16 protein-coding genes and 1 pseudogene are annotated in these 16,214 nt (G+C 61.1%); 12 read left to right on the plus strand and 5 right to left on the minus strand.

Features of this window, described 5'->3' with window-relative positions; genetic code table 11:
- The 3 genes from murJ (at position 1) to ACR3XE_RS00735 (ending at position 3,382) form a co-directional block, all read left to right on the plus strand.
- Positions 1-1,593, plus strand: coding sequence for a murein biosynthesis integral membrane protein MurJ (murJ, locus tag ACR3XE_RS00725; protein ID WP_473699464.1), 1,593 nt, complete (start codon positions 1-3; stop codon positions 1,591-1,593).
- A gap of 3 nt (positions 1,594-1,596) precedes the next feature.
- Positions 1,597-2,595 (plus strand): tryptophan--tRNA ligase, encoded by a 999-nt coding sequence (trpS, locus tag ACR3XE_RS00730; RefSeq protein WP_473699463.1) that lies wholly within the window; start codon positions 1,597-1,599, stop codon positions 2,593-2,595.
- Between the two features lie 97 nt (positions 2,596-2,692).
- The gene (locus ACR3XE_RS00735) at positions 2,693-3,382 is read left to right on the plus strand and encodes a DUF4136 domain-containing protein (protein WP_473699462.1); all 690 of its coding nucleotides are present in this window, start codon (positions 2,693-2,695) and stop codon (positions 3,380-3,382) included.
- 121 nt (positions 3,383-3,503) lie between these two features.
- Here the strand turns inward: ACR3XE_RS00735 and dnaA are convergent, their stop codons facing one another.
- The 3 genes from dnaA to mutM all read right to left on the minus strand — a co-directional run bounded on the left by dnaA (position 3,504) and on the right by mutM (position 6,644).
- Complete coding sequence (gene dnaA, locus ACR3XE_RS00740; RefSeq protein WP_473699461.1) at positions 3,504-4,862, minus strand: chromosomal replication initiator protein DnaA; 1,359 nt, start codon at positions 4,860-4,862, stop codon at positions 3,504-3,506.
- A 528-nt stretch (positions 4,863-5,390) separates the two neighbouring features.
- Positions 5,391-5,654: a 30S ribosomal protein S20 gene (gene rpsT / locus ACR3XE_RS00745; protein ID WP_473700274.1), complete on the minus strand. Its 264-nt coding sequence runs from the start codon at positions 5,652-5,654 to the stop codon at positions 5,391-5,393.
- A 177-nt stretch (positions 5,655-5,831) separates the two neighbouring features.
- Complete coding sequence (gene mutM / locus ACR3XE_RS00750) at positions 5,832-6,644, minus strand: bifunctional DNA-formamidopyrimidine glycosylase/DNA-(apurinic or apyrimidinic site) lyase (protein ID WP_473700273.1); 813 nt, start codon at positions 6,642-6,644, stop codon at positions 5,832-5,834.
- A 94-nt stretch (positions 6,645-6,738) separates the two neighbouring features.
- Between mutM and ACR3XE_RS00755 the strand changes: the two genes are divergently transcribed.
- The 9 genes and pseudogenes from ACR3XE_RS00755 to ACR3XE_RS00795 all read left to right on the plus strand — a co-directional run bounded on the left by ACR3XE_RS00755 (position 6,739) and on the right by ACR3XE_RS00795 (position 14,320).
- Positions 6,739-7,476 carry a class I SAM-dependent methyltransferase gene (locus ACR3XE_RS00755; protein ID WP_486185838.1) on the plus strand — a complete coding sequence of 246 codons (738 nt, stop codon included), beginning with the start codon at positions 6,739-6,741 and terminating at the stop codon, positions 7,474-7,476.
- 151 nt (positions 7,477-7,627) lie between these two features.
- Complete coding sequence (gene ubiB, locus ACR3XE_RS00760) at positions 7,628-9,184, plus strand: 2-polyprenylphenol 6-hydroxylase (protein ID WP_486185839.1); 1,557 nt, start codon at positions 7,628-7,630, stop codon at positions 9,182-9,184.
- A gap of 83 nt (positions 9,185-9,267) precedes the next feature.
- Positions 9,268-10,755 (plus strand): SulP family inorganic anion transporter, encoded by a 1,488-nt coding sequence (locus ACR3XE_RS00765; protein ID WP_473699460.1) that lies wholly within the window; start codon positions 9,268-9,270, stop codon positions 10,753-10,755.
- Between the two features lie 58 nt (positions 10,756-10,813).
- Positions 10,814-11,059 (plus strand): type II toxin-antitoxin system CcdA family antitoxin, encoded by a 246-nt coding sequence (locus ACR3XE_RS00770; RefSeq protein ID WP_473699459.1) that lies wholly within the window; start codon positions 10,814-10,816, stop codon positions 11,057-11,059.
- Positions 11,059-11,355 (plus strand): CcdB family protein, encoded by a 297-nt coding sequence (locus ACR3XE_RS00775; protein ID WP_473699458.1) that lies wholly within the window; start codon positions 11,059-11,061, stop codon positions 11,353-11,355. The genes ACR3XE_RS00770 and ACR3XE_RS00775 overlap by 1 nt, the downstream gene beginning before the upstream one ends.
- A 2-nt stretch (positions 11,356-11,357) precedes the next feature.
- Positions 11,358-12,671 carry a bifunctional phosphopantothenoylcysteine decarboxylase/phosphopantothenate synthase gene (locus ACR3XE_RS00780; protein WP_486186034.1) on the plus strand — a complete coding sequence of 438 codons (1,314 nt, stop codon included), beginning with the start codon at positions 11,358-11,360 and terminating at the stop codon, positions 12,669-12,671.
- Positions 12,649-13,116, plus strand: a pseudogene (dut, locus tag ACR3XE_RS00785) (dUTP diphosphatase); the annotation flags it as partial. The gene ACR3XE_RS00780 and the pseudogene dut, both read left to right, overlap by 23 nt.
- A gap of 89 nt (positions 13,117-13,205) precedes the next feature.
- Positions 13,206-13,967, plus strand: coding sequence for a HesA/MoeB/ThiF family protein (locus ACR3XE_RS00790; RefSeq protein ID WP_473699457.1), 762 nt, complete (start codon positions 13,206-13,208; stop codon positions 13,965-13,967).
- Positions 13,946-14,320: a DsrE family protein gene (locus tag ACR3XE_RS00795; protein ID WP_486185840.1), complete on the plus strand. Its 375-nt coding sequence runs from the start codon at positions 13,946-13,948 to the stop codon at positions 14,318-14,320. Before ACR3XE_RS00790 ends, ACR3XE_RS00795 begins: the two co-directional genes overlap by 22 nt.
- A 9-nt stretch (positions 14,321-14,329) precedes the next feature.
- On the opposite strand, the gene ACR3XE_RS00800 is transcribed toward ACR3XE_RS00795, so the two are convergent.
- Both ACR3XE_RS00800 and prfB read right to left on the minus strand, forming a co-directional pair.
- Entirely contained in the window at positions 14,330-15,058 is a 729-nt protein-coding gene (locus ACR3XE_RS00800) for a class I SAM-dependent methyltransferase (protein ID WP_473699455.1), read from the minus strand.
- On the minus strand, positions 15,058-16,185 hold the full coding sequence (gene prfB, locus ACR3XE_RS00805; RefSeq protein ID WP_473699454.1) for a peptide chain release factor 2: 1,128 nt from the start codon (positions 16,183-16,185) through the stop codon (positions 15,058-15,060). The genes ACR3XE_RS00800 and prfB overlap by 1 nt, the downstream gene beginning before the upstream one ends.
- Positions 16,186-16,214 lie beyond the last annotated feature (29 nt).

The following is a 16,214-nucleotide window of genomic DNA, read 5'->3' on the forward strand; positions in this document are numbered from 1 at the left end:
ATGAGCAGCCTGATCAAAAATGTCAGCACGATCGGTGGCCTGACCATGGTCAGCCGCGTGTTCGGCTTTGTCCGCGACATGCTGCTCGCTCGCGTTTTGGGCGCGGGAATGGCGGCCGATGCGTTTCAGCTCGCCTTCATCCTGCCCAACACTTTTCGCCGCCTGTTCGCTGAGGGCGCGTTTTCGGTGGCCTTTGTCCCGATGTATACGCGCGCGCTGCACGGCGAGAGCGGAGAGGAAGCGGCAGCGAAATTCGCCGACGATGTCTTGTCGGTGTTTCTGTGGGTGCTGCTCGCCTTTTCGGCGCTGGCGATGATCGCTATGCCGGGCATCGTCTGGCTGCTCGCGCGCGATTATCAGGATGTCCCCGGCAAGTTCGAGCTTGCGGTCTTTCTAAGCCGCGTCACCTTCCCCTATCTGGCGCTGATCAGCCTCGTCGCGATGCTGTCGGGGCTGCTCAATGCGCGATCACGCTTTGCGCCGGGGGCCTTTGCCCCGGTGTTGCTGAACATCACACTGATCAGCGGCATTCTCATCGGCTGGTGGTTGCGTGGCACCGGTGATGACGACCGTATCGTCGCAGAGATTCTGGCGGTTTCAGTCAGTCTCGCGGGCGCGGCACAGCTATTCTATCTATGGTGGGCGGTGCGGCGTGAAGGGCTGCGACTCGCCATCCGCTTCCCCAAAATAACACCCCAAGTGAAACGTCTGGGCCTGTTGATCCTGCCCGCCACCTTTGGCGCGGGTATTTATCAAGTCAGCCAGTTCGTCGACACATTCTTCGCCACCTCGCTCCCGCAAGGGTCGCTGACCCTGCTCAAACTGGGCGACCGGCTCAACCAGATGCCACTCGGCATTGTTGGCATTGCGCTGGGCACCGCCATATTGCCGATGCTGGCGCGCCATATTCAAACCGGTGACGCGAGCGAGGCCCAGCGCCTGCAAAGCAATGCGTTTGAAATGGCCACCTTGCTCACGCTGCCCGCCGCCGCCGCATTGGCGATTTGTGCTCCGGCCTTTGTCACCGCTTTCTTCGTTGGCGGGAAGTTCACTGATGCCGATGGCGCGATCATGGCACATATTGTCATGGCGCTGGTCGCGGGGCTTCCCGCCTATGTCATCATCAAAATATTGAACCCCGGCTTTTTCGCCCGCGAAGATATGAAGACCCCGGTCTGGACAGCACTGGCCGCGCTGATCGTCAATATCGCGATCAATCTCTATGTCGTTTCGCGCTATGGCATCGTCGGCCTTGCCGCCGCCACAGCGGTATCAGCGAGCTTCAATTGCCTCCTGCTCTATTATTTTTTGCATCGGCGCCGCTGGTTCCGATTCACGGCTCAGCTTGCGGGACGTATCGTTCGGCAATTGATCGCCGTGGCAGCGATGGGCGCGCTATTGTGGTGGCTGACACCGCTGTGGAGCGCGCATTATGCCGGATCGGTGTTCGAGCGTATCTGGTCGCTCACGGCACTCGTCCTGATCGGTGCCACAACTTTTTTTGCCACGGCAGCGCTGGTCGGGGCGCTTGACAAAGATCTGATTGCCATGCTGACGCGGCGGCGCGCCAAACCGGCGCCATCCGAGGAGTAAAACATGCGTGTCGTATCGGGCATCCAGCCCACCGGAAATTTGCATTTGGGCAATTATCTGGGCGCGATTCGCAACTGGGTGCGGATGCAGGACGATATGCCCGGCGATAAGCTGTATTTCCTCGCCGATCTGCACGCGATCACCATCCACAAACCGGCCACCGAGCAAACCGCCAACACGCGCGAAATGGCGGCGGCACTGATGGCAAGCGGGATCAATCCCGCCAAATCTATCCTCTTCAATCAGGCTCGCGTCCCAGCCCATGCAGAGCTGGCGTGGTTATTGTTTTGCACCGCGCGTATCGGCTGGTTGAACCGGATGACCCAGTTCAAGGAAAAGTCGGGCAAAAACCGCGAAGGCGCGAGCGTCGGCCTGTTCGCCTATCCGGTGCTTCAAGCCGCCGATGTGCTGCTCTATCAGGCGACGCACGTCCCCGTCGGTGATGACCAGAAACAGCATCTGGAGCTGGCCCGCGATGTCGCGGCCAAGTTCAACCTCGACACGGGAACCGAAACCTTCACCTCACCCGACCCGATCATCCCGCCGGCTGCGGCCCGAATCATGAGCCTGCGCGATGGCAGCGCCAAAATGTCCAAATCGGACCCCAGCGATGCAAGCCGCATCAATCTGGTCGATGATGCCGACACGATCATGCAAAAAATCCGCAAAGCCAAAACCGACGCCGAACCTTTGCCATCCGAAGCCGCCGGACTGACCGAGCGGCCCGAGGCGCGCAATCTGGTCGGTATCTATGCCGCCCTCGCCGACGAAAGCGTCGATAGCGTGCTGGCGCGCCATGCCGGACAGGGCTTTGGCGCCTTCAAACCGGCGCTGGGAGAGTTGCTGGTCGAAACGCTGCAACCCATTGCGACCCGCCTCGCCGATCTGAAGCAGGACCATGCAGCGATCGACAAGGCGCTCGACGACGGGGCCGCGCGGGCAACCGCCATTGCCCGGCCGACGCTTGACGCGGCCTATGCCGCGCTCGGCCTATGCCGCTAGCTGCGACAAAGCGGGTTCAACGCAGGTTAAGCGGAAAAAAGCTATCTATGCTATAATGCTGCCTTTCAGGGCGGCGAACGAATCATGGAGAATCGTGATGACGAAAACTTTCTTTAGGAATATGGGCCTCGCCGCCATGGCAGGCGCTGCGTTAGCCTTGTCCGGCTGTGCCACGCCATTCCGCGCCGATGTCGCGCGTTTCCAAACTCAATTGCCGGTACCGCAAGGCCAGAGTTTCCGCATAGAGGCCGACAATCCGGCGCTCGCTGGTGGCATCGAATTTGGCCAATATGCCAGCCTCGTTGCGGGCGAACTGACCCGTTATGGCTATCGCCCCGCCGCGCCCGGCGAACAGGCGGATCTGGTCGTCGGCATGTCCTATGACATCGACAAGGGCAAAGAGCGGATCCGGTCGAGCCCCGGATTTGCTGACCCTTGGTACGGCAGCTATTATGGCCGCGGCTTTTATCGCCCGGTGATCGTATCGGGACGCCATGGCCGCCGCTATCTTTACGGCTGGAGCGACCCGTTCCTGTGGGGCGGATATGGTGGGGGCTTTGGTGGCTATAATGATGTCGAAAGCTACACCGTCTACACCAGCGGTCTCGACCTCAAGATCGACCGCGCCGCCGACGGCACCCGCCTGTTCGAAGGCCATGCCGCTGCGCGATCACGCGACAATGACCTGCAAGCGATCGTCCCCAATCTGGTCGAAGCGATGTTCACCGGCTTCCCCGGAAATTCGGGCGAACGGGTGCGGATTACCGTGGCTCCGCCCAGCAAATAACAACCGCCAGAACCGACAAAAAAACGGGCTGCTCACAAATTTGTGGGCGGCCCGTTTTTGATTGTCGGATCAGGAATGTCGCGGCAGCAGCCGCCAGCCCTTTTACAACAATGACTCTGGGCTAATTGTTGAGGTTGCGGCGGATCGCGGCGATTTCGGCGTCGAGTTCGCTGTCGTTGATCCGCAATGCCTCGACCGTCCGCACCGCGTGGATGACCGTCGAATGGTCGCGTCCGCCAAATCGACGCCCGATCTCGGGGTAAGAGCGCGGGGTCAGCTCTTTGGCCAGATACATCGCAACCTGCCGCGGACGAGCGATGGCGCGAACCCGGCGCTTTGACGCCATCTCTGACTTATCGAGCCGATAATGCGAGCAAACCGCGCGCTGGATCTCGTCGATGGTGATGCGCGGACGCGCGCTGCGAACATTTTCCGCCAGCCGGTCTTCGGCGAGCGCAAGATCGATCTGGACGCCGGTGAGGGCGGCATAAGCGAGCAATTTGTTGAGTGCGCCCTCCAGCTCGCGAATATTGCGGGTGAAATGCTTGACCAGATAGGCGACGACCGTGTCGGGTACCTCGACCATCGGCATCGCGGCCAGCCGTTGGCGGATGATGCGTTCGCGCAGATCATCCTCGGGCGCTTCGATATCGGCGACCAGCCCGCCGGAAAGCCGCGACAAAAGTCGTGCCTCGACCCTGTCGAGCATGGCTGGCGGCCGGTCGGCGGTGAACACCAGCCGCTTGCCCGCGCACATCAGGTCATCGACCGTGTGCAGCAATTCTTCCTGCGTCGAATTTTTGCCGATCACGAACTGCAGATCGTCGAGCAGCAACAGGTCGGCGGCGCGCAGCCGCGCCTTGAACGCCATCATGTCGCCGCCGCGCATCGCCCCGACAAATTCCAGCATGAATTTTTCAGCCGACATCAGGATGATCGAAGCGTCAGGCCTTATCTCGGCATAGGCTTGGCCGATGGCGTGCAACAGATGCGTTTTACCCTGTCCGGTTCCCGAACACAGATAGAGTGGATTAAATTGCGGTACCTCGTCCATCGCCATCCGCCGCGCCGCATTGGCCGCCAATATATTGCTGCGCGCGATAACGAAGCGATCAAAGTTGAGTTTGGGGTCAAAGGATGGGTGCGCGGCATTTTTTGTCGGTACCGGCGGGTCAAAGCTCTGAAGCGGCGGCGTCGAGAGAATCGCCTTGCTGTCGGTCGCGGCGGCCCCGCCGCGCACGACAACCGAGCGCACCGCAGGTAGGTGCTGGCGCCAGGCCAGTTCAAGCCGGTCCCCGAAACGCTCGTTGATCCAGTTCGCCGAAAAGCGACTGGCGGTTTCGAGCGTGACGACACCCGACATGGCGCAATAATCAACAAAGCCCACGGGCTTGAGCCAGTGGTCAAAGGTGCGCGCGCCCAGATCGCGGCGCAGCCCTTCGGCGACACAGGACCACAATGACGCAGCGTCGCTGATCACATGACTCCCCTTGTCGCTTTGGTCATGCCGCTTCCCGCTCGATTCCACGCCGATTGCCCCTTTAACCCCCAACCACAGACGAGTGGCTTCGCTTTCCAAAGCCGCCCGGGCCAATCCCCCAAAACCGCCAGCGCCGACCCTCCTGCCAATTCTTCACCTGCGTCAGGACGCAAGTCCCCTTTTCCAGACGAAGGGTCCGAAAGCGGAGCGAATCATGTCAATGTGGCGGCCACTGGCGAAGGCCTGTGACACCCCTGTCTAGTCAGGTCAGCGAGTGTCTATCAAGGGTTGGGGTCGTAAATAATCTGAAATAAAATTCTTGACTCACCCTAGCCCTCGGGATTCCGAGGATGCTAGTTTTTATAGTTATATTTCAAATGCTTATGGTGTTTCCGGGCATATCTTCTGAACGAATCGCGGAAATATAATCACTTACCGCGCTGCAACAAAACTGTCTCCGACATGCAACAAAAAGGCCCGCCGGTCACAACCGGCAGGCCTTGATTGATAGGTCCGTATCGGACCCGTTTAGGCGATGGAGTTGACGCTCTTGGTCAGACGCGAATATTTGCGGGCAACTGTGTTTTTGTGGAGCACGCCCTTGGCAACGCCGCGTGCCATTTCAGGCTGAGCAGCCTTCAATGCTGCCGACGCACCGTCTTTGTCACCGGCGGCAACCGCCAGTTCAACACGCTTTACCAGCGTGCGAATCCGCGAAACGCGATTCTTGTTCACAATCGTGCGTGCCTGGTTGCGGCGGATGCGCTTTTTTGCCTGCGGCGTATTGGCCATAAATTCCTCGGTTTTCCAAATGCTCAAATCAATTGCGAGCGCAGCAGCACCGGAGCAGCCGAATCGCGCGAAATGGCGAATCAATGTCCGGGTGAGGCTGGGCCGGACACGCCGGACCCTGCTCGAAGGGTGCGCGCATAGCCAGAGTGTCACCCAAGGTCAATGGTTTTTGCCAGTTTAGCGCTGGCAGCGCGGGCACAAAAAAGTTGATCGACCGCTCTGGACGATCCGCGCGATGGTGCCGCCGCACGGGCAGGCTTCGCCCTCGCGACCATAGACGCGCCAATCCTTGGCGAAATAGCCGAGCTCGCCGTCGGGCTGTTTATAATCGCGCAGTGTCGATCCGCCGACCCGTATCGCCGCTTCCAGCACTTGCTTGATCGCGGGCACCAGCGCCGCCAGCTTGGCGCGTGACACATCGGCTGCGCTGCGCGTCGGGGCGATGCGCGCCATATTGAGCGCCTCGCACACATAGATGTTACCCAGCCCCGCCACGACGCTCTGATCGAGCAGCATCGCCTTGATCGGCGCGCGGCGGGCCTTGAGCGCTGCCGCCAGATAGGCCGCGTCAAAGGCATCTGACAAAGGTTCGGGACCCAGTGCCACAAAGGGAGCGAACGCCGTCAACGGATCGCCCGCAACCAGATCGACCGAGCCAAAGCGGCGCGGATCGTGAAGGAACAAGCGCTGACCCGCGGCGGTATCGATCAACAAATGGTCATGCTTGCCGGGCTCGCCGTCCGCAATCCGCCAGCTTCCCGACATACCAAGGTGAAAGATCATCGCATCACCGCGATCCGTGGCGATAATGCCATATTTGGCGCGCCGCGACAGCGCGGTGACGGTCGCGCCGGTCAACCGCTGCGCCAGGTCCACCGGGAACGGGCGGCGCAGATCGGGGCGCATCGTCGTGACGCGGACAAGCTGCTGTCCGGTCAGATGCGGGGCCAACCCGCGCACGGTGGTTTCGACTTCGGGAAGCTCTGGCATAGTGGCTGTGGTGCTACGCGCCATTTGCGCCTGCAACAAGCCTTGGCTAAAGGCCGTGGCATATCCTCGCATCCCCCGCAAAGGCGCATTGTCCATGACCCCGACCGAAACCGCCAGCTTTGGCTATGAACAAGTGCCCGCAGCCGAGAAGACGGCCAAGGTCGGCGAAGTGTTCAGCCGCGTCGCGCGCAAATATGACGTGATGAACGATGCCATGTCGGCGGGCCTGCACCGCTGCTGGAAAGACCGGTTTGTGCGCCGCGTGAAACCGCGCGACGGCGAAGCGATCCTCGATATGGCGGGCGGCACCGGCGACATCGCCTTTCGCATGGAGCCGTCGGGGGCCAGCATCACCGTTGCCGACATCAACCCCGACATGCTGGGCGTCGGCATGGAGCGCGCCGCAGAGCGCGGCGTCGATTCGCTGGTATGGAGCGAACAAAATGCCGAAAAACTGAACTTTCCGGATCATTTCTTCGATGCCTACACTATCGCGTTCGGCATCCGCAACGTCACCCATATCGATCAGGCGCTCGCCGAGGCGCATCGGGTATTGCGTTATGGTGGACGCTTTTTCTGTCTGGAGTTTTCGACCAATGAATGGCCGGGATTCGCGCAGGCTTATGACGCCTATTCGCATCATCTGGTCCCCAAATTGGGCAAGCTGATTGCGCAGGATGAAGACAGCTATCGCTACCTCATCGAATCGATCCGCCGCTTTCCGCCGATGCCCGAATTTGCCGCGATGATTCGCGCCGCCGGTTTCGCCTCGGTCAAGGTCGAACCGATCATGGGCGGACTGGTCGCGATTCACAGCGGGTGGAAGGCGTGAGGATGCACGCTTCAATCAAGCCCCTCTCCTTCAGGGGAGGGCCGCGAGACTTGCCAGCTTGCTGGCTAGTCGCAGCGGGTTGGGGGCATCGGCCTTGCGCAAGATCGGCACCCCCCACCCCAACCCCTCCCCTGAAGGGGAGGGGCATAAATTGACCCGTCCCGCCACCCATATTTTCCGCCTGCTACGCTGGGGCCGCATCCTCGCGCGCCATGGAGCGCTGCGCGGGATAGAGGCAGCGCGCGAAACGCCGCCGGGGGTCAAGCGCCTGTGCCGGATCGCACGGCTGGGGACTATTCAACCGCGTAGTCCCGACTATGCAGCGGCGTTTCAGGCGATTGGTCCGGCCGCGGTCAAGCTGGGCCAAACGCTGGCCACCCGTCCCGATTTGGTCGGCGGAGAGGCTGCGCATAACCTGCTGACCCTGCAGGACGCGCTGCCCCCCGTCGGCGTTGACGCGATTCGTCAGGTTATCGAGCACGCCTTTGAAGCCCCGCTCGAAACCATATTTTCCGAATTTGACCCCGAACCTGTCGGCTCGGCCTCCATCGCACAGGTTCACCACGCCCGCACCACCGAGGGGCGCGAGGTCGCGGTCAAGGTTCGCCGCCCCGGCATCGACAAGCAATTTGCCCGCGACATCGAAACCTATGAATGGGCCGCCGCGCATCTGGAGGCGCTGGGCGGCGAAGCCAGCCGGCTGCGCCCGCGCGAGGTGATCGCCAACTTCAAACGCTGGACGCTGCGCGAACTCGACCTACGCCGCGAAGCCGCCTCGGCGTCCGAGCTTGCCGATGCGATGACCGGCGTGCCGACGTTTCAGGTGCCCGCGATCGACTGGGACCGCACCACCAGCCGCGTGATGACGCTCGACTGGATCGACGGCATCAAAATCTCGCACCGCGACCAGCTGATCGCTGCCGGCCACGACATGGAGGCGCTGGCCAATAATCTGGTTCTGGCGTTTCTGCGCCAGGCGATTGCCGAGGGTTTCTTCCACGCCGACATGCATCAGGGCAATTTGTTCGTGAAGGCCGACGGGACCATCGCAGCGGTGGACTTCGGCATCATGGGACGGATCAACCGCAAGGCGCGATTCTGGCTCGCCGAAATCCTGTACGGCCTCACCACCGGCAATTATCGCCGCGTCGCCGAGATTCATTTCGAGGCGCAATATGTCCCCGATTATCACAGCATGGAGGAATTCGCGACGGCGCTGCGCGCGGTCGGCGAACCGATGCGCGGCAAGCCGGTGGCCGAACTCAGCGTCGGGCAGATGCTCGACGGATTGTTCGCCATCACCCGCGATTTCGACATGCAAACCCAGCCGCACCTGTTGCTGCTGCAAAAGACCATGGTGATGGTCGAGGGTGTGGCGACCATGCTGAATCCCAAGATCAATATGTGGGACGTGTCGGGACCGTTTGTGAAGGAATGGATTCGCGACGAGCTTGGCCCCGAAGCCGCGCTGGCCGATGGTTTGCGCGAACAAGGCAAAACGCTGGCGCTGATTCCCAACATCATCCGCCGCCTTGACGAACAACTCCCGCGCAAGGGAGCCGCGCCGCCTGCCCCACCACTGACCGACGTGCCGATCATGTGGGAAAGCGGCAAAAGCTCGCACTGGTGGCGTTATGCGCTGGTCGCGCTTATAGGGGCGGCCGCGGGCGGCGCGGCCATGTTCTGGCTTCCTCTCGCACATCCCTAGGCGTCGCACCTACGCGATACGAAACACCATGCGTCGCTTGACCGGCTTTATCGGGTCAAGCGCCAACAGAGATTGATCCCGATATGGCCCTGCATAATGATTTTCGCCGCGACTGGCTGGCGAACCCGCGTACCGAATTTCTGTCGGGGTTGGTCGTCGCGCTGGCGCTGATTCCAGAGGCCATCGGCTTTTCAATCATCGCCGGGGTCGATCCGCGCGTCGGGCTTTACGCCAGCTTTTCGATTGCTGTGATCATTTCGATGGTCGGTGGACGACCGGGGATGATCAGCGCCGCGACCGCCGCGATTGCTGTGCTGGTGGTGCCGCTGGTGCGCGATCATGGCGTTGAATATCTGTTCGCGGCGACGATCCTTATGGGAATATTCCAAGCCATCGCCGCGCTGCTGCGGCTCGACCTCCTCATGCGCTTTGTCTCGCGCTCGGTGATTACCGGCTTCGTCAACGCGCTCGCGATCCTGATCTTCATGGCGCAATTGCCGCAACTAACCGGCGAGGCGATGACACTGGCGACTTATGCGATGGTCGCCGCTGGCCTCGCGATCATTTACGGCCTACCGCGCCTGACCACCGCCGTTCCGGCACCGCTGGTCGCCATCACCCTGATCGCAGCCGTCTCCATATATTTCCGCATCGACGTGTTCACTGTCGGTGATATGGGGAAATTACCCGACAGCCTGCCGTGGCTGCACATCCCGCAAATCCCGATCACGTGGGAAACGCTGCGTATCATCGCGCCCTTCTCGCTCGCCATGGCGGCGGTCGGCCTGCTCGAAAGCCTGCTGACCGCGTCGATCGTCGATGACATGACCGAAACGCGCAGCGACAAGAAGCGCGAAACCTATGGTCAGGGCATCGCCAATTTCGTCACCGGCTTTATCGGCGGCATGGGCGGCTGCGCAATGATCGGCCAGTCGGTTATAAACATCAAATCGGGCGGACGGCGACGTTTATCGACCTTTGTCGCGGGTGTGTCGCTGTTGATCCTGATTGTCGCGCTGGGCAAATGGGTCGCGCAAATCCCGATGCCGGCACTGGTCGCGGTGATGATCTTTGTTTCGATCAGCACCTTCCGCTGGAAAAGCTTTGTTGAAACGCTGCATCATCCCTGGCCGTCGAACGTGGTGATGATCGCCACCGTGGCGATGGTCGTCGCGACGCATGATCTGTCGATTGGCGTGCTAACCGGCGTGCTGCTGTCGGGCATTTTCTTCGCCTGGAAGGTGCGCCAATTGGTCGCCCTCAGCGATCGGGTCGAGGGCACGACGCATCATTATGTCTTTGCCGGACAGATATTCTTTGGTTCGGTCGACATGCTTTATGAGGCGATGGAGTTTAACGAAGCCGGTATCGATTCTGTCATTATCGACGTCCATGATGCCCATTTCTGGGATATTTCGGCGACCGGGATGCTCGACAAGATCGTGCTGCGGCTGCGCGCCGAGGGCAAGACGGTCGAAATTATCGGATTGAACGAAGCCAGCTCAACCCTCGTCGACAAATATGGCGAGCATCAAAAGCCGTTCGCAAGTCTGGGCATGGTGGGGCATTGATCGGCGGCGATTGACCGGCACCCTGAATGCGCATAACATATGCGCAAAGGAGAGGGTGGTGAACCGTCCGTCACGAATCGACAGCCCGAAAAAGGCAACCAATGTGTCGCTCAGCGCCAGTCTTGTCGATGAGGCCAAAAGCCTGGGGATCAACGTCAGTGAGGCTTGCCAGTCGGGACTCGCTGTCGAGGTCAAGAAAGCACGTGAAGCGGCATGGAAGGAAGAGAATCGCGCGGCGATCGAAGCCTCGAACGACTATGTCCGCAATAACGGACTGCCGCTTGCCAAATATCGCCAATTTTGATGGCGCAATTTGATGTGTGTCGCACCGCCGATGGCGATCTGGTGATCGATTGCCAATCGGAGCTTCTCGACCATCTCAACACGAGGGTCGTGGTCCCCCTGCTCACATCCGATCAATTCGAGGTCGTCGCGGGGCGCCTCAATCCGCTTTTCATGGTCGATGGCGTTCAACATGTGATGTACACGCAGTTCGCATCGGCGATTCCGGTCAACCAGATTGGCGAGAAGGTCATGACGTTAGAAGACCGCAGTTTTGAGATTATGAACGCGCTCGACGTGTTGCTGACGGGCGTCTGATGATGACCGCACCCCGAATCCTGCTGATCATCGGCGGTGGCATTGCGGCCTATAAGAGCATCGAGCTCATTCGCCTGCTGCGCAAAAGTGGGATGGTGGTGCGATGTGTGCTGACCCAAAGCGGCAGCCAGTTCGTCACCCCGTTGACGCTCGCCGCCTTGTCGGAAAATATCGTCCACACCAACTTGTTCGACCTGAAGGATGAGGTCGAGATGGGGCATATCCAGCTCAGCCGCGAGGCTGATCTTGTCGTTGCCTGTCCCGCGACCGCTAATTTGCTAGCCAAAATGGCGGCAGGAATCGCCGATGATCTGGCGACGACACTGCTGCTCGCCACCGACAAGCCGGTGCTCGCTGTGCCCGCGATGAATGTCCGCATGTGGCTGCACGCCGCGACCCAGCGCAATGTCGCCACGCTACGCGGCGACGGCGTGACGGTGATCAATCCCGACGAGGGCGAGATGGCGTGCGGCGAATATGGGCCGGGGCGCTTGCCCGAACCAACGGCGATCAAAGCGGCGATTGATACGGCGCTTTCTTCTCCCCTCCCGCATGCGGAAAGGGTCGGGGGAGGGCTTGTTAGCTCCAACCTTGGTGACAGCTCCTCCCGCAAGCGGGAGGGGGACTTGAGTGCCCAACCCGCCTTCGCACCGACACACCACCGCCCGCTTTACGGCAAACGCATCCTCATCACCGCCGGTCCAACGCATGAGCCGATTGATCCGGTGCGCTATATCGCCAACCGGTCGAGCGGAAAGCAGGGCTTTGCCATTGCCGCCGCCACCGCCGCCGCAGGTGCAGAGGTGCTGCTGATCGCTGGGCCGGTGGCGCTGCCCACCCCGCCGGGGGTGATCCGCGTCGATGTTGAAACCGCGCGCGAAATGGCCGACGAGGTCCAACAGGGCTTGCCCGTCGACGCCGCGATCATGGTCGCCGCCGTCGCCGACTGGCGCGCCGCCGATACCGCCGACCGCAAGATCAAAAAGGACGGCAAGGGCAAACCCGCGCCGCTGGAGCTCGCCGAAAATCCGGACATATTGGCAGGACTGGCCACCGACCCGCGCCGCCCCGCACTCCTCATCGGCTTTGCTGCCGAAACCAACGATGTCATCGCCCATGCAAAGGCCAAGCTGGCGCGCAAGGCGTGCGACTGGATCGTCGCCAATGACGTCGCGGTCGACAAGATGGGCGGCGACGACAATCGCGTACATATTATTAGCAAAGACGCCGTAGACAGTTGGGAAAGACTGTCGAAAGACGCCGTCGCCCGCAAATTGGTGGAGAAAATCGCGAATGAGCTCGCAACCCGTGACTGATCATCCTTTGGCAGACATCAGCATCGCCATCCAGCGGCTGCCCAATGGCGGTGGCCTGCCTTTGCCCGCTTATGCCAGTAGCGGCGCAGCGGGGATGGACGTGGTCGCGGCCGAAACCATCACGCTGCGCCCTGGCACCCGCCACGCGATTGCCACCGGCTTTGCGATGGCGATTCCACCCGGATATGAGGTGCAGGTTCGCCCTCGTTCGGGCCTCGCGCTCAAACATGGCATCACCTGCCTCAACACCCCCGGCACCATCGACAGCGACTATCGCGGCGAAGTGAAAGTCATCCTCGCCAACCTGTCCGACGAAGCCTTTCCGGTGAATCGTGGCGATCGCATTGCGCAATTGGTGCCCGCCGCTGTCCAACGCGCCAGTTTTGCCGAAGTGGATGCGTTGGACGACACGGCGCGCGGTGCGGGCGGTTTCGGCTCGACCGGTGTCGAGAGCGAAAGCCCCGAAGACATAGCAAGCACTGCAAAGCTTGCCTCTTTGTCTGGCATGAAGATGCGGCGGCCGGGCGAATAATTATGGCCCGCGCATCGCTGTCCGATGCCGAGCTTGATCGCTACGCGCGCCAGATCATCCTGCCGCAATTCGGCGGTGCGGGTCAGGCTAAACTGAAATCCGCGCATATTGCCGTCATCGGGGCTGGCGGGATTGGGTGTCCGGCGCTGACCTATTTGGCCGCCGCTGGCGTGGGCAAGCTGACGATCATCGATGATGATGTTGTCGAGCTGTCGAACCTCCACCGCCAGCCGCTGTTTTCTGATGCCGACGTGGGCGCACCCAAGGCCAAAATCGCAGCGCGAGTCTTGCAACGGATCAATCCGCATGTCGAAAGCTTGGCCAAAGTCGAAAGACTGACCAGCGACAATGCGGCCGTGCTGCTCGATGGAGCCGATCTAATCCTCGACGGCTGCGACAATTTCGCCACCCGCCTTGCCGTCAACACCGCTGCGGTTGCACTGCACATTCCGTTGCTGAGCGCCGCGATTGGCGCGTTTGAAGGACAGGTCGCGCTCTACGAAGGCTGGCGCGCCGACGCCCCCTGCTATGCCTGCCTCGTCGGCAATGACCCCAACCAAGAGGGGATGAACTGTGCCGAAGCTGGCGTGATGGGCGCGCTCGCGGGGATGGTCGGCACCATGGCGGCGCTCGAGGCGGTTCGGGCGCTCACTAGCTGGGGAAATCCGTTGACGGGGCATTTGACGTTGGTCGATATGATGGACCGGCGCTGGCGCGAGGTCAGTGTCGCAAAGGATCCGGGATGCGCGATATGTCGGTTGTGAACATCATCGTTGCGACCGCCGACGGACGGCGCTTCTATGCCGCGCTGGAGGCGGCGATTGCCTGGGCAGCGCTTGGCCGGACGGCGCGCATCTTTCTGCAAGGCGAAGCGGTGGCGCTGCTCCGCGAACCCATCCATTACGCCGGGGATGACGCGCGCAAGGCGGCGGGCCAACCCGATCTGGCGTGGATGATCGAGGAAGCGGGCGCGATGGATGTGACCTTGGCGGCGTGCCAGACCGGCATGGCGATGGTCGGCATGACCGCGAAAGATATTGATGCCCGCGTCAAGACGATAGGCCTCGTCAGCTTTCTGGCGGAGGTTGCGCCGAGCGATGAAGTGATTGTTTTTTAGCCTCTTCGCCTAAGGATTCTTGCATACCGTGATCGCATTGGGTGCGGGGCGTTTGCCCTTGGGCGCAAAGCGCGCAAGATAACCGCCTGCAGTCTCTTCATCGTTAAACGCAACCAGCTTATATCCCACCGCCTCAAATTCACAGACGAGCAAACGAAAGGGGGTGCCGTGCTGGGCAATCGGGCGGTCACCGTCGACAACCACAACCTGACCGTCCGCGCGCAACGCCGGACGCAGCCGCCACAAAAAGGCGTAAGGCTCGCCAATCTCATGATACATATGGACCATGAAAACGCGGTCGAAACTGTCGGCGGGCAGTCTGGGATCATCGACCGCGCCCAGCTTGAGCGAGACATTATCGAGCCGTTCGCGCGACACACGATCAGCCAGCCGCTCGATCACCTGCGGCTGGATATCCTGCGCCAGCACCCGTCCGCGCAATCCCACACGCTGGGCCAGACGGACGGTGTAATAGCCATCACCCGCACCAATATCGGCAACGGTCATGCCCGGCGCCACATCGGCCGTGTCCATCACGCCCTTGGCTTCTTTCAGCCGGTCGCGCGCCTCTTCGGTGGACCATTTGGTCGAAACAGTCGGGGCAACGGGACGGTCGGCAGGCGGAAATTTCCGGGCGGTTTCTATCCGGTCATCATCGGAAGAGAATAATTTATCGCAACCGCCAAGCATCGGCATCAACAAGGCGGTGGCCACCGCCAATGGCACCACCCGCCGCATCAGTCGATATCCTCCACCTCGACCGTCTCGCCGGTCACCTTTTGCGACAAGGCCGCCGCCATAAACGGATCAAGCGCGCCGTCGAGCACATCCTGTGGTGCCGTTGATGTCACGCCGGTCCGCAAATCCTTCACCAACTGATAGGGTTGCAAGACATAAGACCGGATCTGGTGGCCCCACCCGATTTCAGTCTTGGCCTGATATTCGCCGGTCGCTTCGGCCTCGCGTTTTTGCAGCTCGGCCTCGTACAGCCGGGCCTTGAGCATGTTCATCGCCTCGGCCTTATTCTTGTGCTGCGAGCGCTGGTTCTGACAGGCGACGACAATGCCCGAGGGCATGTGAGTGATGCGGACCGCGCTGTCGGTGGTGTTGATGTGCTGGCCGCCAGCGCCAGATGCACGATAGGTATCAATCTTCAGATCGCTGTCATTGACCTCTATCGCGATATTGTCGTCGATGACCGGGAACACCCAGATGCTCGAGAAACTGGTGTGGCGGCGCGCCGAGCTGTCATACGGGCTGATCCGCACCAGCCGGTGGACCCCGCTTTCGGTCTTGGCATAGCCATAGGCATTTTCGCCTTTCAGCATCAGCGTCGCCGATTTGATTCCGGCTTGTTCGCCCGCATGATGATCGACAAGCTCGACCTTCATCCCGCGCCGTTCGGCCCAGCGCTGATACATGCGAAGCAGCATTTCGGCCCAGTCCTGGCTTTCGGTTCCGCCCGCGCCGGCATGGACTTCGACATAGCAATCATTGCCGTCGGCCTCGCCCGCCAGCAGCGCGCGAACCTTGTCTTCCTCGGCCCGCTCGGACAGCTTGGCCAACGATGCAACCGCTTCGTCTACCAAGGCCGTATCTTCTTCCATCTCGGCCAGTTCGATCAGCTCGCTGATGTCACCGCATTCCTGCTCGATGGCCCGCGTCGAGGTGATGGCTTCGTCGAGACGGCGGCGTTCGCGCATCACCTCTTGCGCCGCGCGCGGATCATCCCACAGCGTCGGGTCTTCGACCTTGGCATTCAGCTCGTCGAGCCGCCGCACCGCGCGATCCCAATCGAGAAACCGGCGCAGCAGCGCCAGTGCGGCGCCAATCTTGTCAATGCTTTCCTGCGCTTCGGCGCGCATGTTGGATGCTCCTAAAATTACTTGAGTCC

This window comes from Sphingopyxis sp. 10G20-10 (assembly GCF_057365075.1).